This is a genomic window from Spartinivicinus poritis, assembly GCF_028858535.1.
Classification (GTDB): Bacteria; Pseudomonadota; Gammaproteobacteria; order Pseudomonadales; family Zooshikellaceae; genus Spartinivicinus; species Spartinivicinus poritis.
Genome location: NZ_JAPMOU010000015.1, coordinates 65,247 through 86,209 on the forward strand (window position 1 = coordinate 65,247; position 20,963 = coordinate 86,209).

Annotated in this window: 18 protein-coding genes; 15 read left to right on the top strand and 3 right to left on the bottom strand. The window is 39.0% G+C overall.

Annotation, left to right across the window (positions count from 1 at the left end):
* Nucleotides 1-207: 207 nt before the first annotated feature.
* From thiD to ORQ98_RS13185, 9 genes are all read left to right on the top strand, one after another.
* A complete protein-coding gene (gene thiD / locus ORQ98_RS13145; RefSeq protein WP_274689272.1) occupies nucleotides 208-993 on the top strand; it encodes a bifunctional hydroxymethylpyrimidine kinase/phosphomethylpyrimidine kinase in 786 nt (261 codons plus the stop codon).
* Nucleotides 994-1,054: 61 nt separating this feature from the next.
* Entirely contained in the window at nucleotides 1,055-3,889 is a 2,835-nt protein-coding gene (locus ORQ98_RS13150; protein ID WP_274689273.1) for a DUF748 domain-containing protein, read from the top strand.
* A 279-nt stretch (nucleotides 3,890-4,168) separates the two neighbouring features.
* Complete coding sequence (locus tag ORQ98_RS13155; protein ID WP_274689274.1) at nucleotides 4,169-4,462, top strand: STAS domain-containing protein; 294 nt, start codon at nucleotides 4,169-4,171, stop codon at nucleotides 4,460-4,462.
* A 116-nt stretch (nucleotides 4,463-4,578) separates the two neighbouring features.
* A complete protein-coding gene (locus ORQ98_RS13160) occupies nucleotides 4,579-4,941 on the top strand; it encodes a response regulator (protein ID WP_274689275.1) in 363 nt (120 codons plus the stop codon).
* Between the two features lie 69 nt (nucleotides 4,942-5,010).
* Nucleotides 5,011-7,170 carry a chemotaxis protein CheA gene (locus ORQ98_RS13165; RefSeq protein ID WP_274689276.1) on the top strand — a complete coding sequence of 720 codons (2,160 nt, stop codon included), beginning with the start codon at nucleotides 5,011-5,013 and terminating at the stop codon, nucleotides 7,168-7,170.
* Between the two features lie 30 nt (nucleotides 7,171-7,200).
* Nucleotides 7,201-7,713 (top strand): chemotaxis protein CheW, encoded by a 513-nt coding sequence (locus ORQ98_RS13170; protein ID WP_274689277.1) that lies wholly within the window; start codon nucleotides 7,201-7,203, stop codon nucleotides 7,711-7,713.
* On the top strand, nucleotides 7,706-8,221 hold the full coding sequence (locus ORQ98_RS13175) for a chemotaxis protein CheW (protein WP_274689278.1): 516 nt from the start codon (nucleotides 7,706-7,708) through the stop codon (nucleotides 8,219-8,221). Before ORQ98_RS13170 ends, ORQ98_RS13175 begins: the two co-directional genes overlap by 8 nt.
* A 10-nt stretch (nucleotides 8,222-8,231) precedes the next feature.
* On the top strand, nucleotides 8,232-8,789 hold the full coding sequence (locus ORQ98_RS13180; RefSeq protein ID WP_274689279.1) for a chemotaxis protein CheD: 558 nt from the start codon (nucleotides 8,232-8,234) through the stop codon (nucleotides 8,787-8,789).
* Between the two features lie 275 nt (nucleotides 8,790-9,064).
* Nucleotides 9,065-10,138: a protein-glutamate methylesterase/protein-glutamine glutaminase gene (locus ORQ98_RS13185; protein ID WP_274689280.1), complete on the top strand. Its 1,074-nt coding sequence runs from the start codon at nucleotides 9,065-9,067 to the stop codon at nucleotides 10,136-10,138.
* Nucleotides 10,139-10,232: 94 nt separating this feature from the next.
* On the opposite strand, the gene ORQ98_RS13190 is transcribed toward ORQ98_RS13185, so the two are convergent.
* The gene (locus ORQ98_RS13190; protein WP_274689281.1) at nucleotides 10,233-10,550 is read right to left on the bottom strand and encodes a hypothetical protein; all 318 of its coding nucleotides are present in this window, start codon (nucleotides 10,548-10,550) and stop codon (nucleotides 10,233-10,235) included.
* A gap of 91 nt (nucleotides 10,551-10,641) precedes the next feature.
* Between ORQ98_RS13190 and thpR the strand changes: the two genes are divergently transcribed.
* Nucleotides 10,642-11,247: an RNA 2',3'-cyclic phosphodiesterase gene (thpR, locus tag ORQ98_RS13195; RefSeq protein WP_274689282.1), complete on the top strand. Its 606-nt coding sequence runs from the start codon at nucleotides 10,642-10,644 to the stop codon at nucleotides 11,245-11,247.
* Between the two features lie 14 nt (nucleotides 11,248-11,261).
* On the opposite strand, the gene ORQ98_RS13200 is transcribed toward thpR, so the two are convergent.
* Nucleotides 11,262-11,570 (bottom strand): hypothetical protein, encoded by a 309-nt coding sequence (locus tag ORQ98_RS13200; RefSeq protein WP_274689283.1) that lies wholly within the window; start codon nucleotides 11,568-11,570, stop codon nucleotides 11,262-11,264.
* Nucleotides 11,571-11,681: 111 nt separating this feature from the next.
* Nucleotides 11,682-13,304, bottom strand: coding sequence for a methyl-accepting chemotaxis protein (locus tag ORQ98_RS13205; protein WP_274689284.1), 1,623 nt, complete (start codon nucleotides 13,302-13,304; stop codon nucleotides 11,682-11,684).
* 636 nt (nucleotides 13,305-13,940) lie between these two features.
* Here ORQ98_RS13205 and alaE point away from each other — a divergent pair.
* The 5 genes from alaE (at nucleotide 13,941) to ORQ98_RS13230 (ending at nucleotide 20,723) form a co-directional block, all read left to right on the top strand.
* On the top strand, nucleotides 13,941-14,384 hold the full coding sequence (gene alaE, locus ORQ98_RS13210; RefSeq protein WP_274689285.1) for an L-alanine exporter AlaE: 444 nt from the start codon (nucleotides 13,941-13,943) through the stop codon (nucleotides 14,382-14,384).
* Nucleotides 14,385-15,166: 782 nt separating this feature from the next.
* Nucleotides 15,167-16,891 carry an ABC transporter ATP-binding protein gene (locus ORQ98_RS13215; RefSeq protein ID WP_274689286.1) on the top strand — a complete coding sequence of 575 codons (1,725 nt, stop codon included), beginning with the start codon at nucleotides 15,167-15,169 and terminating at the stop codon, nucleotides 16,889-16,891.
* 221 nt (nucleotides 16,892-17,112) lie between these two features.
* A complete protein-coding gene (locus ORQ98_RS13220; RefSeq protein ID WP_274689287.1) occupies nucleotides 17,113-18,666 on the top strand; it encodes an ABC transporter substrate-binding protein in 1,554 nt (517 codons plus the stop codon).
* Between the two features lie 144 nt (nucleotides 18,667-18,810).
* Nucleotides 18,811-19,791 carry an ABC transporter permease gene (locus tag ORQ98_RS13225; protein ID WP_274689288.1) on the top strand — a complete coding sequence of 327 codons (981 nt, stop codon included), beginning with the start codon at nucleotides 18,811-18,813 and terminating at the stop codon, nucleotides 19,789-19,791.
* Nucleotides 19,788-20,723, top strand: coding sequence for an ABC transporter permease (locus ORQ98_RS13230; protein ID WP_274689289.1), 936 nt, complete (start codon nucleotides 19,788-19,790; stop codon nucleotides 20,721-20,723). Before ORQ98_RS13225 ends, ORQ98_RS13230 begins: the two co-directional genes overlap by 4 nt.
* Nucleotides 20,724-20,963 lie beyond the last annotated feature (240 nt).

Genomic DNA, 20,963 nt, shown 5'->3' on the forward strand with positions numbered 1-20,963 from the left:
CTTCCTTCTGTTGTGTCAGTCAGTCCGTTGAATTCACGAAAAGCCTAATAGTAAGTATAAACACCTATTAAGAAGTTGATGAACATTGTGACTGACAAGAACTTGTTAACAAAGAACCGCTATATTGCAAACTGACCTAGCAGACTTATTCTGACCCTCCTATGTTTAACTTTATATACCCTCTGTGAGTGATTTTTAGGGTTAGTTATGATCACTAATGTATTAACAATTTCACTTTCAGACTCGGTGGGCTGGTTTGGCATTCAGGCTGATGTCAAAACGTTCACTGCACTGGGAGCGTATAGTACCTCTGTAGTCACTGCGATTACCGCTCATGAAACTGAACTTTATACCGCGCTTAGTCACGATATTGTCATTAGCCAGTTAGAAGCTGTGTTGGCAACAACGCCCATCGAGTGCTGTAAGGTAGGCTGGTTAGGAAATGAAGTTCTAGCGCAACAAGTGGCCGAACTGTTATCCAGACAGCCGTTGAAATGGATTTTTGCCCCAGGGTTTGGGCTATTGAATAACAAACATGGGTTGGCGGCTCAGGAAGTAAAAAGTATTGTATTTGATTTAATGAAAAAAGCAGACATTACTTGTTTGAATTGTGAGGAAGCTATTTGGCTGGCTGATCAACAGTATCCTAGTAGCTTCCATGAGATGCAGCAACTAGCAGTGCGGCTAATGAAATATGGTAATGGTCAGTTGCTGATTACTGGTGGCAACTGGTCAGATGAGTTTGTTATTGATTGCTATGCCACTAAAGATAACTGTATAGAGCTAGCTGCCAAGCGAGATGATACTCCTGTCGTTGGGGCTGGTTGTAGTCTGGCAGCAGCACTTGTCGTTTACTTAAGTAAGGCGTCAAACTCGCTGGAAGCAATTCGCTCTGCAAAGTCGTGGGTGACAAAAGCTATACATCACAGTAATGAATTGAAATTTGATACGTCAAAAGGCTCAATTAATCACCTTTTTGGCATTCCTGCATAGTCAATGTAAAGGAGGCCAAGGTAGTATAGGTGGGCTGGTATAGATAAAAGCAGGGTGATTAATGATATCCAAAACGCGTAGCATATTTCGTGGCATTACTGTTACGGTCGGCATTTTATTATTATTGATATGTCTTATTATTCCTTGGGCCTTGAATATCTGGCTACTTCCTTCTGTTGGTGAGCAGCTAGGGGTGAAGTATTCTGCTAATAATATTTGGCTAAACCCAATCACAGGGACTGTTACTATAGAAAAAGGTGTTATTAAGCAGCAACAGTCTCCTTTCCTAAAATGGCATGAATTACACGCTAATCTCGATATGTTGCAGCTGTTCAAAGGACGTATTGTGATAGAGCAGGTCGCTTTGCAGGAGCCAGAGGTATGGCTGCAACAAGATAAACAGAATAAGTGGAATTTTGAATCCCTAAAACTGCCTGAAAATAAAACACCAGAAACCACAGAGCAAAAACCGGTAGAGTTTGCTGTTCAAGAGGCTGTTATAACAACGGGAGCTATTTACTATAGCGCCTATAGAAACAGTAACCCTGTTCATTATCAGCTGAAAGACATTAACTTTTTAATGGAAGAGTTAACCAGTGATTTTTCAGCACCATTTAAAACCAAACTGGATTTCGTAACAGCAAATAAAGGCTTATTTAGCTGGCAAGGTGAAACTATTTTAGCCCCTTTATCTGTCAAAGGAAAAACGCAGATACAACACCTTAATCTTCCAACCATAGTAGAGCTACTTCCACAATCACTCCCCATTAAGCTTAAACAAGGGGAGCTGAGTAAGTTTGAAACTGCCATTCATGTGCAAGATTCGCAACAAAAATTGGCTGTCACCCTGGAAAAAATAGGGGTTGAACTAAGTCAGCTGGATTTAAAGCTTGCTAAAAAAGGTCAAGGTTCACTGACATTTGATCGTTTCACCCTTAATGATGGCCATTTAAAATGGCCTGATAATCAATTGCATTTGGGTGATTGGCAATTGGACAAGCTAACCTGGCAAGGAAAACTTAATCAGCAACGGCAATTGAGCTGGGTAACGGCTTTTCAAACCAAGGATCAAGAAAAAAATACAAGTAAAAATAAAAAGCCTGAAACTAATAGCAGTAATAGTAAGCAAACAGAGGCTAAGCCTTGGCAAATTGGTTGGCAACAAGGGATGGTGAAATCCAGTCGGTTTAATTTAAAAGACTTAAGTATACAACCAGAAGCCGCGCACCAGTTAGATCTTGCTAAATTGTCACTAAAGCCATGGCATAATAACCAAAAACAACCATTGCAAGTTGCGGCAAGTGGTCAACTAGCAGCAGGTGGAAAGTTTACACTAGACAGTAAAGTGGGCTTAACTCCTCTCCAGGTAGAAGGCTCTGTTGAGCTAGAGCAGTTTACACTGGCGCATTACCAGCAGTATTGGCAGCCTTTTATTGCTGCAGAACTGAAAGGAACTATTACGACAAAAATAAAAGCTGAATGGCAGCCTAATAATCAATCAGATCCCTATCAGATTGCTGGAGACTTCCAGTGGGATAACTGGTTATTAAAGCAAACCAATACCAGTAAAGTCATAGGACAAGGTAAGCAACTGCGCTTAACAGGAATATCTTTACTGCCAAACAAATTTAATGTATCTGCGGTGACGCTGGATACCCCAGATTTGTTCCTACAACGAGAACCAGAACAGCGCTGGAACTTTAGTCCTTTGTTTCCTGCACAGCCAAAAACTACACAGACTGTTAACAAACAGCCGGCTACTAAACCATGGGAATGGTTTATTGGTTTGCTGGAGATTAGATCGGGAGAGTTAGATTTTCGTGATGCAACAGTGTCGCCTGTTGCAGAGTTTAACTTGAACCAGATTTCTGGAAATATAAAACAGTTGTCCAGTGAAGAAAAAAAATCTAATTTGCAATTAAGAGCGTTAATAGCAGATTCGGACTTAACTATAGAAGGTGAATTAATACCACTCAACCCTAGAAAACTTGCTTCGGTAAAGTTTGCTGTAAATAATATGTCTTTACCTATGTTTAGTAGTTATGCTTCGAAATATTTAGGTTATCCAGTAAAACGAGGTAAGCTGGGGGCAACGCTTTATTATAATGTTAAAGACTTCAATTTGCAGTCAGATAATAAAGTTACTTTAAATAAACTTAAATTAGGCAAGAAAACAGCAAGTAAGGATGCTGTAGATGCACCAGTTAAACTAGCGTTAGCACTGTTGGAAGATGGTAAAGGAAAAATAGCATTAGATGTGCCTGTTAAAGGAGACTTTAGTAAGCCTGATGTTAAATATGGGAAGCTGTTGAGAGATGCTGTTTTTAAGCTGTTTAAAAGTATTGCTGCATCGCCATTTAACTTGCTGGGTGGTTTAGTCGACTTTTCTGGAGAAGATGTTAATTTAATTAAGTTTCAGCCTGGTAGCCTGGATTTACCTAAAACAGAGCAGGAAAAGCTTATAGCTATCACTAAGTTATTAGAAAAGCGGCCTAATTTAATTTTGGAAGTAGAAGGTCAGTTTGATGTCGAGCAGGATAAGCCAGCTTTAGTACAAAGTGTTATGTTGGATAAGCTTGAAATAAGCTTGGGTAAACTGGAAAGCGTATCAGCTAAGCAGAAAAAACAATGGTTAAGAACACAATTAGAACAAGCAGGCATTATTACGAATGACTCTATGAGTACTGATTTCTTAACACGTTTATATGCTGGGACGATTCAGGTGTCTGACAGAGATTTAACTAATCTAGCTAAGCAACGGGCTAAAACTATTAGTGCATATATAACTCGGCAAGGGAATATTAAAAAAGATAGAATCTACCGGCTTGAAGTCAAAGAAGTTAACGAAAAAGTCAAAGGTGATATTACTTCTATTCTAACAATTAACGCTCCTTAGTCTCGTGTTATAGCCAGTTCTACTGGCTATAATAGTGTTAATACAACTGAGAACTGGCTGGGTTTGTTCTAACACTTTACTGCCATCTTTATCATTCGACAAGTTAAGAATATAGCTCGCATTGAGTTGTAAAAAATAGTAAGAATAATTATCACAAAGAGTATAAGCCAGATGTGCCGCTCTTAATACATCGTACAAAAAAAGATCTACTGTGCTATAAAGATGTATAATACATAGAGTGTAATATGTTGTATCATTTTATTGATAAAAGAGGGCTGCATGGAGGCAAAAGACGGCACCATCACACTGACTGAGTCTGTTGACATAAGACAAGTAGAGCAACTTTATAACGAGCTAAATGAACATATAGAACAAAATGACTCATTAATAGTTGATTGTAGTCAAGTTCAATCGATAGATACGGCTGGTTTGCAGTTGTTAATTGCCTGTCAACAGAAATATGTTAAGCAAAGTAAAACTTTCCAAATTATTAATGCCTCCCCCGTAGTTATTCGTACTATTGAGTCGTTAGGAATTAATTTAAATTTTAAAAAGGAATATATAGCGTCTTGATAAGCCAGCTGATGCTAAATAAGTAATAAGTGCTTTGTTGGCCAATAGCATGTTGGCTTGGATTACTAAATTAGTTTACATAATGACCATTAGGCTTAAGCTACAAAGGCATTACTATGGTAAAAATATTAACCGCAGATGACTCTGTGTCGATGCGACAAATGGTAACACTTACTTTAAAAGAAGCTGGTTATGATGTGAAAGCATGTTGTGATGGACAGGAAGCTTTGATTGCAGCGAAACTAAAAGCTTATGATGTTGTGTTATCAGATGTTAATATGCCTGAAATGAATGGTATACAACTAGTGATGGAGTTGCGTAAATTACCTAACTATAAGTTTACCCCTATTTTAATGTTAACCACAGAGTCGGGGGCAGCTAAGAAAAATGAAGGTAAAAAAGCGGGTGCCACTGGGTGGATAGTAAAACCTTTTGAACCGACGACATTAATAAATACCATCAAGAAAGTATTAAACTAATGCTATGAAACAGTAAAAACTAGATTGTCAATAACTTTAAATATAAATTAAGTGTAAAGTGGGTGATTCATGACAATCGATGTTGAACAATTTCACCAGGTTTTTTTTGAAGAATGTATTGAAAATCTGGATATCCTTGAGCAAGGCTTATTGACATTTGGTAATGCCGCTGTAGATGACGAAATTGTTAATCACATTTTTAGAGCTGCTCATTCAATCAAAGGTGGTGCTGCAACGTTTAATTTTATTGATATTGCTGAAATAACCCATGAGCTGGAGTTTATACTTGATCAGGTTAGGGAGGGAAGTAGGAGGCTTTTATCGAAAGATCTTACACATATGTTAACGGCAGTTGATGCTGTGCATAAAATAGTTGAAATGAGAAAAGGAGGTAATAAAACTCCTTTAGCAAATCAACAGGTTGTTATTACACTCTTGAGATGTATTGCTAACAGTGAAAGTCAAGATATAACTGAAAAGCAAACTGATATCCAGAAAATAAATAATCCAAGCGAGCTACTTGATCCTACTTCTCACCATGATGAAGTGAAACAAACACTTCAAATAAACCGTAATAATGCAGAGCAACCAGTGGTTAACGAATGGGAAGTTATTTTTATTCCCAGTCGACATATATTTTTAACAGGCAATGATCCTATTCGTTTTATTAGAGAGTTAACTGAACTGGCTGAGCTAACAGTACAAACTAACATTAAACAGTTACCTGATTGGGAATTTATTGAGCCAGAAGACTGTTTTTTATCATGGTATATTAAATTAACGGGAGCCATAACAAAGTCAACTATTCTTGAAGTATTTGAGTGGATAGCCGATGAATGTCAATTAACCATTACCCCATTGAAAAAAGAAGAGGCCATTCAACAAGAGGAAGTGATTCAGCAAGAAGAGCCAGACACATCGTCCCAGTCTTTTGTAGAGATATCCCCAGCAGAGCTAAATAAAAAAAGTAGCCAAACTCAAGAGTTAGCCTCTGTTAAGCAAGAACAGGCCCCTGCGATTAACATAGGTAACCAGTCAATCAGGGTGAATGTAGAGAAAATCGATCATTTATTTGACTTGGTGGGTGAGCTGGTTATTACCCAGTCAATGTTGTCTGACTTGGGTAGTAGGCTTTCTCTAGATAATCTTGATAGTATCGAGCGACTACAGTCTGGGCTTGCCCAATTATTGCAGAATACCAAAGAGCTGCAAGAGAGTGTAATGCAGATAAGAATGGTGCCCATTAGTTTCATTTTTAACCGCTTTCCTAGAATTGTTCATGACTTAGCAAACCAGCTTGGTAAAAAAGTTGACTTAAAAATCGAAGGAGAAGGAACTGAGCTGGATAAAAATGTTATGGAGCAATTGGTAGATCCATTAGTTCACTTGGTTCGAAACGCCTTAGATCATGGTATTGAAGAGACTGAGAGTCGATTACAAGCTAAAAAGCCTGTAACGGGTGTTATTAAGCTATCTGCCTATCATCGTGGTGGAATTATTGTAATAGAAATTTTTGATGATGGGGTAGGCTTAAACCGTCAGGCTATTCTTAGTAAAGCACAAACAAAAGGATTGATTAAATCATCTGAGCACTTATCTGATGCTCAAATTTTCGATTTAGTTTTTGAACCAGGCTTTTCTACAGCAAAGACTGTTACCGGTGTTTCTGGTCGAGGCGTGGGTATGGATGTTGTGAGAAAAAATATCTATAGCCTAGGAGGACATATAACTGTTGAGTCGGAGCAGGGCAATTTCAGTCGATTTCAAATCATTCTACCACTGACTTTGGCTATTTTAGATGGGCAGTTGGTGAAAGTAGGTAGTGAGACTTATGTCATTCCTTTAAATACAATTGTTGAGTCGCTTCAAATGGTACCCGATGCTATTCAACAAATATCTGGTGCGCTTGAGGTATACCGGTTACGTCGAGAAAATATTCCGATCATTCGCTTATATGAACTATTAAATATAACTCCTGTTAATACTAGTTTAACAAGTGCTTTGTTGGTTGTAGTTGAAGCAGATGGAAATAAATTTGGTTTACTTGTAGATGATTTATTAGCTCAGCAACAGGTTGTTATTAAAAGCCTTGAAGCTAACTATGACAAAGTGCCTGGTATTTCTGGCGGTACGATTTTAGGTGATGGCACAGTAGCTTTAATTTTAGATATATCAGGGTTGGTCAGATTAATAACAGATGAACTATTTGTTAAGCCATGTGCAGCTTAAAACTACGAACATTAACTGCAGGTATAATTCATGAATGAAGCTGTAATGGAATATGATGAGCCATTAACAACAGATTATCACACACAATACTTAACTTTTACTTTAGCTAATGAACTTTATGCGGTTGATATATTAAGAGTGAAAGAAATCAGGGGTTGGAAACAGCCAACTTTAATACCAAATGCACCTGACTATATTAAAGGACTAATTAATATAAGAGGAATGATCATTCCAGTGATGGATCTTCGCGTACACTTTAATATAGGGAGTAAAGAATATACTCCTACTACAGTTGTTATCGTACTCAGTGTTAAACAAGGAACAACGAGTCGCACTATGGGCATTGTGGTTGATACAGTCGCTGATGTTGTGAAGGTAGCTGAAAGTGCTTTAGCTAGTGCTTTGCCGGTTAAAGGAACTATATCAGCTGAGACAATCAGTGGGATGATTAATATTAAAAAACAAACGGCAACTGTGCTGGCAGTTGAGAAGCTATTTGAATTAAGAAAATCAAATGACCGGAAACTAAAGAGTAATGAGTGATTCAACTCACTATAATTTACCGGAAGACATTCAAGGCTCATCAGATTCAAATGGCTTTGATGGTGAGCAGTTAGAGCAAGAGTTTTTGTCTTTTATTCTTGATGGAAACGAGTTTGGTATTGATATACTAAAAGTGCAGGAAATTAGGGGATGGTCGCCACTACGAGAGTTACCCAGCTTACCAACTTTTATTCAGGGGGTGATTGATTTAAGGGGAAAAGTGATCCCAGTGATTGATATGAGAGCCCGAATGGGGTTAAAGAAAACTGGCTATAGTAATACAACGGTTGTCATTATTATTAAGCAACAAATGACTGGTTTTACCGGTAGTATTTATAGTGGTCTGATTGTTGATGCAGTAGCAGATGTCCATCGTGTGACAAAGGATAACTATCGCTCTGTAGATAACCTTTCTTGTTATCAGCAAAATGACTTTATTTCAGGAATGGTATCGGTTGACAAGAAAATGATAGCACTAATAGATTTTGCAAAAACTTTATCCAATTAGGTGTAATACTATGGTAGTTGAACGATCAACACCAAACCCATTAAAGAACATGGATTGTCAGGAGGCCTCTGAAGTCAAAATTATTAAGTTATTACCTGGTGAAGTGTATGGCAGTAGTGAGCATGAAGAGATTGTAACAATAATTGGCTCATGTGTTGCCACCTGTTTGTGGGATCCCATTGCTAAGGTGGGTGGCATGAACCACTTCATGTTACCAGAGGCAAAAAAACAAATTAAACTGTCATCGGCTAATGTTAATCAATCTTCTGTGCGAGTGCTAATGGGGCGGTATGGTAATTTTGCCATGTTTTATTTGATTGAAACACTACTGAAAAAGGGAGCACATTTGCATAATTTGCAAGCTAAGCTATTTGGTGGTGCAAAAATGATAGAGCATATGTCAGATATTGGTAAAATTAATGCTGAGTTTGCGATTAGTTATTTGAAGGAAGCTGAAATTCCTATAATTGCTTCTCACTTGTTTGGAAGCAATGCTCGAAAAATTGCTTTTGAGTCAAGAACCGGGGTGGTTAAAGTAAGGGAGTTGTCCTCTGTATATCAAATGTAGGGCATCAACTGAATAGCGTTTAGGCATTGTTACTATGGCGCTTCACCTCCATCATTTAGTTTAAAATAGCTGTAGAACCGTCGCTGTAAAACTTATATAGCTAGTTAAAAGTGCTTCTGAGACTTATCGCTCAATAGCTTCGCCTTTGCACTTCTGGGGTATAAATAATCCTTCATTTTGAGTATATACCGTTTTGTTTTTACATCTAAAAATAGTTTGTGAAGGGTATATCAGGGTAATTTTTTAGAAAAAATAACATCACTTTGGAAAAAGTTATGAGCCCTATAAAGGTAATTTGCGTGGATGACTCAGTATCCATGCGTAACTTCTTAAAGGTCGCGTTGGAGCAAGATAAGAAAATTCAGGTAGTAGACTTAGCTGCAGACCCTTATGAGGCACGAGAGAAAATAAGACGTCATAATCCCGATGTGATTACATTAGATGTAAGAATGCCAAAAATGGATGGCCTTACATTTTTAGAAAAATTAATGCAATTACGGCCTATGCCTGTGGTTATGGTGTCATCTCAAACGGTGAAAGGGGCTGAAGATACGTTTAAAGCATTAGAAAAAGGTGCTTGTGATTATTTAGCAAAACCTTTTGATCCTCAAGTATTTGATGCGTTTGTAGACCAGCTTATTTATAAAGTGAAAGCAGCATCTTTAGTTAATTTAAGTGCTCTCAATAAGAAGCAGGATAATAAGAGTATTATTCAAAAAAGGCATGCAGTGAGTCATCTATCTAAGCTGAAGGTGCAAAAGCAAATAAAGCTAATAGCCATTGGTGCCTCAACAGGGGGAACTGAAGCAACTAAAGAGATTGTTATGTCTTCATCATTGCATGGTCCACCTATTGTTGTTACACAGCACATGCCGCCAGTTTTCAGTAGCTCTTATGCAAAGCGTTTAGATAAGCTGTTGCCAGTGCCTGTCCAAGAAGTGACAGGCACAACTAAACTGGAACCAGGCCATATTTATATTGCTCCTGGTGACAAGCACTTGCTTGTCAAAAGAAATCGCTTGTCGCTTCAGGCAGTGCTGGATGATTCCCTGCCAGTTAATCGTCATAAGCCTTCTGTTGATAGTTTATTTTTTTCTGTTGCTGAGAGTGTGGGGGCAAATGCTTTAGGTATTTTATTGACAGGTATGGGAGGGGATGGAGCAAAAGGGTTACTGGCAATCAGGCAGATGGGTGGAATGACTATTGTGCAAGATAAAGCTACCAGTGTTGTATGGGGAATGCCTGGAGCCGCAGTGAGCATGGATGCTGCCATTATGACATTGGGGCTTGATGATATTGCAAAAGAAGTAGCTTCACTATACCAGCCATCATTGGCTATCAATCAGTAGCGCGCGCTTGGTAATAGCTAAACTGGCCAATAATAAGCAACTTATGTTGCTCATATTATAGTGGCGAATATTGTGAGTAAGGATATTTGATCCATTACTTTTGTTGTTTAAGCAGTTGTTTAAACTGTTGCTGCTTTTCTTCCTGGGTTAACTGTGGAATAGCATCAGCAGATGGGTCACCTAAAGGAGAGGTATCCCAGTTGATAGTTGGCTGAGGCGTAACGGGTAAGCTTGCTAGGTAGTCTTCCACTACTGCTAACGCTTCTATCAAACCTTGCTGTTGAGGGTTTTCATCATCCATTTTAGCGAGCTTGCTAAGCATATTCTGAGCTATTTGCTCAATACGTTCGCGAGGTTCGTTGATACCTTGGGTTTCAAGCCATTGTTTGGCAGATGCTGCGCTGGTTGTCATAGGCTAATAGGGTGCTCTTCGTTACTTTTGTGATATGCCTTTCACTATGTGTATATTCTGTAATTAAGGGTACACCACTGAATGAGGGCATATGAAAACTGCTAACCAGCCGAAGCTTACCACAGATGCGCTTGGCACACAGCCTCTACGTGCCTTTATTGGTATTCCAATTGAACGTAGTTTAGCGGAAGCGATTTACCACTATTATCAAGCGGCTTTACCGTCAACAATCTGCCCTAACAATTTTCGTTGGACGAAGCTGGATCACTTTCACATCACATTAAAATTTATTGCAGCATTAGATTCAGCATTGGTTGAGACGCTAGTTGACCAATTAGGCGAGTTAGTTGCAGAACAAGCCTGCTTTAGTTGCCAGGTAAAAGAGCCTCATTGGTTTCCCAATAAACATAAAATACGCCTGTTGGCTTTATCAGTTAGTTCTGGGGGGGTACTGCCAGCGTTGGCATTAAGAATTAATCAGTTATGCTTACAGTGGCAGATACCAAAAGAAGCTAAACTGTTTCGCCCCCATCTAACCTTGGCTCGATTAAAACAGCCCATACATGGGGATAAATCGTTACCTGCTGCTTGCATTCAATCGTTTGATGTTAATGCAATCAAGCTTTATCAAAGCACCCTGGATAAAACTGGCTCTCATTATAAGGTACTGGCTACCATTCCATTATCACAAGCCTAACTATCAGTCCTAGATTAGTATGCTACGGCACCAGCAGTATACTCATCATCCAAGTCTATACGATAGCGTACTTGGTAATGCTCAAACTCAGGAATTAATTCGTCATAGGAGTATTTTACATATTTAGCAATTAGTATGGCGCGGTAGATCATGGCTAGCTGGTCGTCTGATAGTTGAGCAGCTTGCTCAGTATTGTAAATACAACTTTCAATCAGCTGGTGGCGCCATTGAGCCGGGTTATCTTCAGTAGCAAGAATGTGATCAACTAAGGTATAAACAAGTTTGATATGGTTGGTTTTGCTGTCGGCAAATAGTGACTTCATAATACTCAGCCTTTCCATAGTACAGGCTTTACCTGTATTGGTTATACTTTAAGCATAATGTGAGTCTCACTATCTTGCCACAGCTTGCAACCGAACGATAATAGATAGAGGTTATACCTTAAACTGTTTCATTAGGTCTTCCAGCTCAGAGGTTAGGCTGAACATGGCTTCACAAGCGTGGGTCGATTCTTGTGCCATTTTTGTTGTATCTTCAGCCACATGATTGATAGCGACGACATTGCGATTAATTTCTTCTGAGACGGCGCTTTGTTCTTCAGCTGCACTGGCGATTTGTTCGTTCATTTTGGTCAAGGTCTCAATGGATTCTGCAATAGATTCCAGTGATTTATTGGCTTCACAAGCTAAATTAACCGTTTCTTTAGCTTGGTTGCAGCCTTGGCTCATGGCGTTGACAGAATCATGAGAGCCGGTTTGTAAGCGCTCAATCATGGAGTGAATTTCTTCTGTAGATTGCTGAGTACGATTAGCAAGGTTACGTACTTCATCAGCCACTACGGCAAACCCTCGTCCTTGCTCACCAGCTCTGGCTGCTTCAATTGCAGCGTTAAGTGCTAATAGGTTGGTTTGCTCTGCAATACCTCTAATGACATCAAGTACACTGCCTATTGCATCGCTTTCTTGCTCAAGCTTAACAATGACTGATGTTGACTCTTCAATTTCCTGGGCCAGCTGATTGATACTGGTTTGGGTTTTATGAATCAGACTGGTGCCTTCCTCTGTTTCATGTTCGACATCAGTAGTGGCTTTAGCAGCTTGGTTGGCGTTTTGGGCTACATCTTGAATGGTGGCTGACATTTGATTAATTGCAGTGGCTATCTGATTGATATCCCCTTGTTGGAGGTTTACTCCGGTACAAGTGTTTTTAGCAATGTCTAACACGGTATGGCAACTGGAAGCTAATTTTTCCACGGTTGTCGAGACTTGCTGCACTAACTCATGGATGCGACTGATAAACAAATTAAATTGTTGCGATACAGCTGACAGTTCATCGTGACCTTGCTCTGGCATTCGTTTGGTTAAGTCACCTTCACCGCTGGCAAGATCTTCCATGATATCTTTTAGACGGGTTATCCGTCCATTAATGGCTACATAGATAAATGCCAGTGCAGTCATACAAAGTAACAGGGCACAAACAGCACTGATTACCATCACTAGGGTGGCTTTATTTAAATGATCGTCAAGTTGCTGGCTGGTTTCTCCAGAATACTGGCTGATGGTTTGGTTTAACTCTGATATGGCTGATAAGGCAGGTTGATCATTAATTTTTACCGTTTTATCCAGCTCACTAATGGAGTAATTATTAAGAATAAACTCTTTAATTTTTTTAGAATTGTTAAAGTATTGATCAGCTGTGTCAGCAATTGTTCTTAATGCAGTTTGTTCTGCTGGACTTAGATTAGGCAGCTGTTGATATTGTTGTACTGTATTGGAAATATTTTGGTAGTTTTGGTCAATTCTTCCATAATATTTATCAGTTTTGCGTAAAACATAATTTTTAAAATTATGAATGAGGCCCCCATAACCCAGATTTTCCTGAATGGTTTCCAGTAATTCACTTCTTTTTGCTGCTTCATGTTGATACTTAGTCCAACTTAGTTTTATTGGAGTAAGTGCTTGATAAGAGAAAAAGGATGAGCCAATAAATATGATGGAAAGGGCAACAAGTAAACAGATAAACTTTTGTCGAACAGACAAATGCGATAATAAGCTCATAGCTTCATCCTTGAAGATAGGTTAGTTAAAAACCCTTATTATTATAGCTGGCAGAGTAGCAACTTACATTTGGCTTACTTATAGTTAATCATAACGATTAGAAATTAAATTAGGTGATTATTTGTTCATGATCATATGGCTGGAGCATAGACTATAACCAAAAGACATAACTCGTTTATCCTTACGGATACTACGCATTGCTATTAAAGCCCAGTCTGGTTAGTATTCCACGGCTATTCTGTTGATAGTATCTTATTGAGTTTTTCATACATCTGAAGAAACTTGACACATATGTATTGTGGATGGTTGGGTTGAAATTGGTTAGGTTAAAATAAAGTGACCAGAGTTATCATCAAAAGCTGCCAACTGCAATTCTTCTGCTCTCCAGAGAATACCGATCTCTATGGATTTTCCTCTTTTCATTAAGACTTAACGTTTTTTTGCTAGTCAATCCCTGCTGCGAATAGCTCAGCCCTTTAACTGCGGCGCCACTTGTATTGATTTATTGTGAGTGCTTGTTAGTTAGCTTGCTATGGGTTTAAAGAGGCTGTTACTAATGACTTGTGCGCGCTTCGCAATAGGATTGTGTTTCTTTCAGTGAACCTCATGGTTAAAAAATAGTTGTTAGAGGTTAGGATGCGATATTTGCTTTCTAAGCGTTCTTTGGCAGATACTTTTGCTTTCATTTCTTTTGCATTTGTTACAGGGTTGTTTTTTGAGATTGTAGTAACAGGGCTTTCCGTTGAGCAGTCGCTTCAGTCTCGGCTGGTGAATATTCCTGTTAATCTACTTATAGCAACACCTTATGGGTTGTTTCGTGACTGGATTTTCAAGCTGTTTAATGCAGCAGATGCTTCTCAGATAAAACGCTCGATGGTGGACACGTTAGCTTTTATTTTATTTCATCCAACTATTTATGGGTTAACGTTAGTACTGGTTGGTGCAAATCCTGAACAAATTGTTACCGCTTGTAGTGTGTTAATTGTTGCCTCTATTTTTATGGCGAGGCCCTATGGCATTTACTTACAGTTCTGTCGAGGCCTGTTCAAAATTGAAGCAGTACCAAGTGGTGTATCCTGAAATAAGGAGGAGCATTAAGCTTGTGTATATAAGGTAATCAGGGTAGATATGTAACTGATCTCATCCTGCCCCTTGTGAAGCATCGCAAGGGGGAGAGAATACACAGAGTCTTCTTCCCTATTAGCCGCGTTGCAGTGTCTTCAAATTAATCAGTCTGTAAATCATCTCAAAGCTTCTATTCCCCCTTCCTGCGTTGGTCTTTATTGGTCAACCCTTTACAGACTATGACTATTTAGTCTAGTTTTGTGCACCCTTGCTCAGATGTTTGATTTAGGTTGACTATAAGATACCATTAGAAACAAAATGATAATATATGTAACTGAAAGTAAGTTATTGTTATTGTATATATTTCTAATGATTATAAAAAGTGTGATTTTAGGGGTTGATTATTTTAAAAAGTTATAAATAATAGAAAGCTGTTGGTTATTTGATCAAAGATACTTAGTTAATAACTTGCAAATTAAGCTGAGTGCTTGCAAAAGGTTGAACAGTCAAGCAAGGCAAATAAAGTCAGTGTAGTCAGTTGAGCTGGTGGAAAAGCCGGCTGCAAAAAGCTGACTAAAAATGAGTTGAACCGTTAGGAGTCAATAAGCTTTTGAAAACAAAAAACAGACAAAAGCCTAAAACTAGCATACTAACAATAAAAAATGGTTATCTTTTTATCGCTTCTTAAAACACTTTATAACGTTTAAATATTAAACATTAATGAATAGTAGATAATGATTTTTTGAATAACATTGTCGCTATACTTCGTTGCTTTGCCAATTGTGTAGGGGATATAAATGGCATTACTAGAAGTAAAAAACCTAAAAATAGAATTTCCTTCTCGCTTTGGTATTGCTACTGCAGTTCATGATGCCAGCTTTTTAGTAGAGCCTGGTGAAATTGTTGGTTTAGTAGGAGAAAGTGGCGCGGGTAAATCAACAATTGGTAATGCCATTATTGACTTACTGAGCCCGCCAGGTCGAGTGGCTGGAGGAGAAGTATTTTTACAGGGAAAGAAAATATCACAGCTATCAGCAGATAAAATTCGAGAGATTCGAGGCCAACAAATTGGCTTTATTTTTCAAGATCCTATGACATCTCTTAATCCATTGCTGACGATTGAACAGCAGCTGGTTGAGACCGTTTTAGCCAATAGTAAAGTATCCACTCAGCAAGCACGACAAAAAGCTTTAGACATGCTACAGCAGGTGGGTATACCAGAGCCTGAAGTTCGAATTAAGCAGTATCCTCACCAGTTTTCTGGTGGAATGCGTCAGCGGGTTGTTATTGCCATTGCTTTATCCTCAGAACCTAAGTTAATTATTGCTGATGAACCTACTACAGCCCTTGATGTATCAATTCAGGATCAGATTCTGGAATTAATCAAAGCACTCTGTAAAGAGCGACAGGTAGGGTGTATTTTGGTTACCCACGATATGGGGGTGATAGCGAATGTCACAGATCGTGTTGCAGTGATGTACCGAGGCAAAATTGTTGAGATGGGAACCACCGAACAAATTTTGAGTAGTCCTGAACATCCTTATACAAAGAGCTTAATCAGTGCTGTCCCTCGTTCAGATGTGAAGTTAGCGCGATTTCCACTGGTTGATTATATTGAAACAGCCGAAGTTGCATTTGAAAAAATAGATATCAGTAACCATTGGCTTGGCCAAGGTAATCATTTTGCTGCAACAGAAGAAGACTACTTGTTAAAAGTAGACAAAGTTTGTTTAAAGTTTAAAACGCAATCTGCACTATTGAAGAAAAACTGCAAGTATGTGCAAGCAGCTGATAATGTTTCTTTTACTGTAAAAGCGGGGGAAACCTTTGGCTTGGTAGGGGAGAGTGGTAGTGGGAAATCAACCATCGCACGAATTATTGCTGGGCTTTATGCGCCTGATTCTGGTGTAATTCAGTTTGCTGGAAAGGAGTTGACAGGATTAACAGAAGCGCAGCGCAGACCATTTCGTCGAGAGTTACAAATGGTTTTCCAAAACCCCTATTCTTCAATGAACCCAAGGATGTGTATAGCAGACATTATTGCTGAACCTATTCGGTTCCATAAGTTAGCCTCTTCTAATCAAGAGATACAACAGATTGTAGGTGATTTATTGGAGCATGTAGGCTTAGGCCGTAAAGCAGGTGTTAAATATCCTCATGAGTTTTCAGGTGGGCAACGCCAGCGAATTTCCATTGCAAGAGCGCTTGCTACAAGGCCTCGGTTTTTAATTTGTGATGAGCCTACTTCTGCGTTAGATGTCTCTGTACAGGCACAAATTCTAAATTTATTAAAAGACTTACAAGACGAATTGTCACTTACTATGTTGTTTATTAGCCATGATTTGCCGGTTATACGCCAGGTGTGTGACCGTATTGGGGTAATGCGCTATGGCAAATTGATTGAAGTGGCAGAGACAGAGCAGTTATTTACTAGTCCACAACATGAATATACACAACAGCTACTAGATTTAATGCCAAAGCTAACCCAGTTGTCCCGAGAAGGTTTGGAGATTGTGGAATAATAAGCTTAATGGTAAAAGTGGTTGGAGTGGTAATTAAATTACCACGTTACCCAACAAAAGTTTTCAAAGGGCTTTTAGTAAAGGGTAAAATTCGATCATTTTGCTGTTAATCAAAGAGTAGTGAATAACTTGTTGTTTGTTACTCTTTAAATGCCTGAAGTGGCGAAAGCCGGGCTTGAGGGCAGCAATAATAATCAAATAGGAGATATTAGGGGTATAATATGAAACGTGGAGTAACCTTAATGGCGAGTGTTGCCCTAGCTGCAACGATGAGCTTTGGTGCAGTCGCTAAAACACTTAAAATGGCCTATGACGCAGACCCTGTCTCGCTTGACCCTCATGAGCAGCTTTCAGGCGGTACACTTCAGTTGTCGCATATGGTGTTTGATCCATTGGTCCGCTGGGATAGAAACTTAAAAGTTGAAGGGCGCCTGGCTGAACGTTGGGAGCGGATAGACAACAAAACAGTTCGTTTTTTTCTACATAAAGGCGTTAAATTTCACTCAGGAAATGAACTAACAGCACTGGATGTTAAGTGGACCTTTAACCGTTTAAGAACCAGCCCAGATTTTAAAGCCATCTTTGCGCCTTTTGATGAGGTCAAGGTGGTTGATAAATATACCATTGACTTGGTGACAGCAGAGCCTTATCCATTGACACTGAATGCAGCTACGTACATTTTTCCAATGGATAGTAAGTTTTATACCGGCTTCGATAATAATAATAAATCCAAAGATGCTTTGGTAAAACATGGTAATTCTTATGCTTCCACCAATGCATCTGGTACCGGTGCGTTTATGGTTACTAAGCGTGAGCAAGGGGTTCGGGTTGATTTCAAACGCTTTGATCAATACTGGGATAAAAAATCACCTGGCAATGTTAAAGAGATTGTACTAACCCCGATTAAAGAAGCACCAACTCGGGTTGCCGCGTTATTGTCAGGGGACGTAGATTTTATCGCTCCTGTGCCGCCTACTGACTTAGATCGGATCAAGAAAGACCCTAAAGTTGATTTGGTTACCATATCAGGCACTCGCATCATTACTTTTCAATTAAATCAGCAACGAGTGGAAGCGTTTAAAAACCCGAAAGTACGTCAAGCCATTGTTTATGCTATTAATAACGAGGGGATTGCAAAGAAAATTATGCGAGGGTTTGCTACCCCTGCTGCTCAACAAAGCCCAAAAGGCTATTCAGGATTTAATCCAAACCTCAAGCCTCGCTACGACTTAAATAAAGCTAAGCAATTAATGAAAGAAGCGGGTTATGAAAAGGGTTTTAGTGTGACCATGATGGCGCCTAATAACCGCTATGTGAATGATGCTAAAATCGCTCAGGCAACTGCCAGTATGTTGGCCAAAATCAATATTAAAGTTGATTTAAAAACTATGCCAAAAGCACAATATTGGGCAGAGTTTGATAAGCGTGCAGCAGATATCATGATGATTGGCTGGCATTCTGATACAGAAGACTCAGCTAACTTTACTGAATTTTTATTAATGTGTCCTGATAAGGAAACGGGGTTTGGTCAGTATAATAGTGGCAACTATTGCAACCCAGCAGTTGATAAATTAGTCATTCAAAGTGGTAAGGAAACTGATCCTGCTAAACGGGCTGCGATGCTGCAAAAAGTAGAACAAATGCTTTATGATGATGCGGCATTCGTTCCTTTACACTGGCAGGATTTAGCTTGGGCGTCTAAGAAAAATGTTAAAATTGACCCAATCGTGAATGTAATGAACTTCCCTTATCTGGGTGATCTGGTCATTGAATAATGGTGTCTCTCTAGTGCTGTTTCCTTAACAGGAAGCAGTACTCACCAGTAACGTCCTGCTATGAAGGAAGGTTGACGTAGAAGTCATGAGTTGTGTTTTTGCGGCAGCCTTCCTGGCTACTGCACGTAAATAATGGTTTAAAGCATGATTGCATTTTTGGGTAAACGGCTACTGCAAGCAGTAGTGGTAATGCTTATATTAAGTTTAATCGGGTTTGCTATCCAGGATAACTTAGGTGATCCGTTAAGAGAGATGGTGGGCCAGTCAGTTTCAGAGCAAGAGCGGGAAGCGCTAAAAGATAAATTAGGCTTAAATGACCCCTTTTTAGAACAATATTGGCGGTTTCTGAAAAAAGCGGTGAAAGGTGATTTAGGCACTTCTTATTTTTTTAAGGAACCTGCGCTTGATGTGATTTTAAAGAAACTCCCAGCTACATTAGAACTGGTGTTTGGTGCCACGTTAGTCATTATTTTCCTGTCAGTTCCCTTGGGTGTTTATTCAGCTATTAAGCCTAATAGCTGGTTTTCCAAAGCAATCATGGGGTTTAGTACCATTGGTATTTCAATACCTGTGTTTTTAACAGCAATTATGCTGGTTTATGTCTTTGCGATTGAATTAAATTGGATGCCTTCCTTTGGTCGAGGAGAGCTTGTTCATATAGTAGGGTATTGGGAAACAGGTTTTTTAACGGGTGATGGTTTATTACATTTAGTGCTGCCCAGTATTGCTTTAGCCAGCATCATGCTGCCTTTATTTATTCGATTAATTCGTTCAGAAATGCTGGAAGTATTGCATGCAGAATATGTACGATTTGCTTGGGCTAAAGGGTTAGCTAAATACCGTGTTTGGTTTATTCATGCACTAAAAAATACACTACTACCTGTTGTCACCGTTGGTGGAGTTCAGATAGGTACCATGGTGGCATATACTATTTTGACCGAAACTGTATTTCAGTGGCCAGGTATGGGCTTTATGTTTTTGGAAGCGATTAATCGTGCTGATATTCCTTTAATTCAGGCTTATTTGATTGTGGTAGGGTTAATTTTTGTGATTACCAATACCATAGTTGACCTTATCTATGGGCTGATTGATCCTACAGTGAATGTGACAGGGGGTAGTAAATGAGTACATCAACATCAGCCTGGCAGCGTTTTAAAAACTCTGATCTACTCTTTTATTTTAAAAAGGATAAAGTAGCAATTGGTGCAGCTATCATATTTTTAGTGATGGTTATTGCTGCTGTAACCGCTCCATTAACAGCCCCTTTTAACCCTTATGATCTGGCCAGTATCGATGTGATGGATTCCACTTTGCCTCCTGTTTGGCAGGGAGGTGAGGCTGATGAGCGATTTTTACTGGGGACTGATAATCAAGGGCGGGATATGTTGAGTACCATTCTGTATGGCACTCGAACTTCATTAATTATCGGTTTGTTTGCAGTATTATTACAATCAGTATTAGGTATCGCTATAGGTCTAGCAGCCGGTTACTACGGTGGAAGGGTAGAAAGCTTTTTAATGCGTTTAGCTGATGTACAGCTGTCCTTTTCGACTTTGATGGTAGCAATCGTCGTATCTACTTTTTTTCAGGCAAAACTTGGTACAGAAGTTTTTCATGAAGTAGCTATTTATTTACTCGTCATTATCATTGGTTTTTCTGAGTGGCCTCAGTTTGCTCGTACTATTCGTGCATCGGTATTAGCAGAGAAAGAAAAAGAATATGTTCAAGCGGCACAAGTAATGGGCTTTGGTGGGCTACGTATTATGATACGGCATATTCTACCTAATTGTTTACCACCAATCTTTGTTATTGCTACTGTTCAAGTAGCCAATGCCATTATGAGTGAAGCAGCGCTTTCCTTCTTAGGACTAGGCATGCCAGAAACAACTCCTTCTTTAGGTTCACTCATCCGCAGTGGGTTTGAATACTTATTAAGTGGTAGCTGGTGGATTACGGTTATCCCAGGTCTTGTGTTAGTGGTTTTAGTACTGGCTATTAATTTACTGGGTGACTGGCTTAGGGATGTGCTGAACCCTAAGTTGTATAAAGAAATCTAGCGTTAAGGATACTATTAACAATAGTAGTTGCTAGTTGTAGTGTACTACATTAAGCCCTCTAATCATTAGATTAGAGGGCTTTTTTATGTCTGTTTTTTAGCCTTTCGGTTGCTGTTTTTTTAAAAGGTCAACTTTAGTAAATATGCCAAACAGATTGGTTTTGCATGTGCCACTAAATGTTTTACTTGTTTGAGAATAATGGGAGTGAAGAGTATATTTTATATAGGGTGTCTCTAATAA

Excerpts from the sequence above, each read along its gene's own strand:
- thpR (WP_274689282.1), top strand. The coding sequence starts at position 10,642 with ATGAAAACTGCTAACCAGCCGAAGCTTACCACAGATGCGCTTGGCACA.
- ORQ98_RS13215 (WP_274689286.1), top strand. The coding sequence starts at position 15,167 with ATGGCATTACTAGAAGTAAAAAACCTAAAAATAGAATTTCCTTCTCGC.
- ORQ98_RS13160 (WP_274689275.1), top strand. The coding sequence starts at position 4,579 with ATGGTAAAAATATTAACCGCAGATGACTCTGTGTCGATGCGACAAATG.
- ORQ98_RS13180 (WP_274689279.1), top strand. The coding sequence starts at position 8,232 with ATGGTAGTTGAACGATCAACACCAAACCCATTAAAGAACATGGATTGT.
- ORQ98_RS13205 (WP_274689284.1), bottom strand. The coding sequence starts at position 13,304 with ATGAGCTTATTATCGCATTTGTCTGTTCGACAAAAGTTTATCTGTTTA.
- ORQ98_RS13225 (WP_274689288.1), top strand. The coding sequence starts at position 18,811 with ATGATTGCATTTTTGGGTAAACGGCTACTGCAAGCAGTAGTGGTAATG.
- thiD (WP_274689272.1), top strand. The coding sequence starts at position 208 with ATGATCACTAATGTATTAACAATTTCACTTTCAGACTCGGTGGGCTGG.
- ORQ98_RS13220 (WP_274689287.1), top strand. The coding sequence starts at position 17,113 with ATGAAACGTGGAGTAACCTTAATGGCGAGTGTTGCCCTAGCTGCAACG.
- alaE (WP_274689285.1), top strand. The coding sequence starts at position 13,941 with ATGCGATATTTGCTTTCTAAGCGTTCTTTGGCAGATACTTTTGCTTTC.
- ORQ98_RS13190 (WP_274689281.1), bottom strand. The coding sequence starts at position 10,550 with ATGACAACCAGCGCAGCATCTGCCAAACAATGGCTTGAAACCCAAGGT.
- ORQ98_RS13230 (WP_274689289.1), top strand. The coding sequence starts at position 19,788 with ATGAGTACATCAACATCAGCCTGGCAGCGTTTTAAAAACTCTGATCTA.
- ORQ98_RS13155 (WP_274689274.1), top strand. The coding sequence starts at position 4,169 with ATGGAGGCAAAAGACGGCACCATCACACTGACTGAGTCTGTTGACATA.
- ORQ98_RS13150 (WP_274689273.1), top strand. The coding sequence starts at position 1,055 with ATGATATCCAAAACGCGTAGCATATTTCGTGGCATTACTGTTACGGTC.
- ORQ98_RS13175 (WP_274689278.1), top strand. The coding sequence starts at position 7,706 with ATGAGTGATTCAACTCACTATAATTTACCGGAAGACATTCAAGGCTCA.
- ORQ98_RS13170 (WP_274689277.1), top strand. The coding sequence starts at position 7,201 with ATGAATGAAGCTGTAATGGAATATGATGAGCCATTAACAACAGATTAT.
- ORQ98_RS13200 (WP_274689283.1), bottom strand. The coding sequence starts at position 11,570 with ATGAAGTCACTATTTGCCGACAGCAAAACCAACCATATCAAACTTGTT.
- ORQ98_RS13165 (WP_274689276.1), top strand. The coding sequence starts at position 5,011 with ATGACAATCGATGTTGAACAATTTCACCAGGTTTTTTTTGAAGAATGT.
- ORQ98_RS13185 (WP_274689280.1), top strand. The coding sequence starts at position 9,065 with ATGAGCCCTATAAAGGTAATTTGCGTGGATGACTCAGTATCCATGCGT.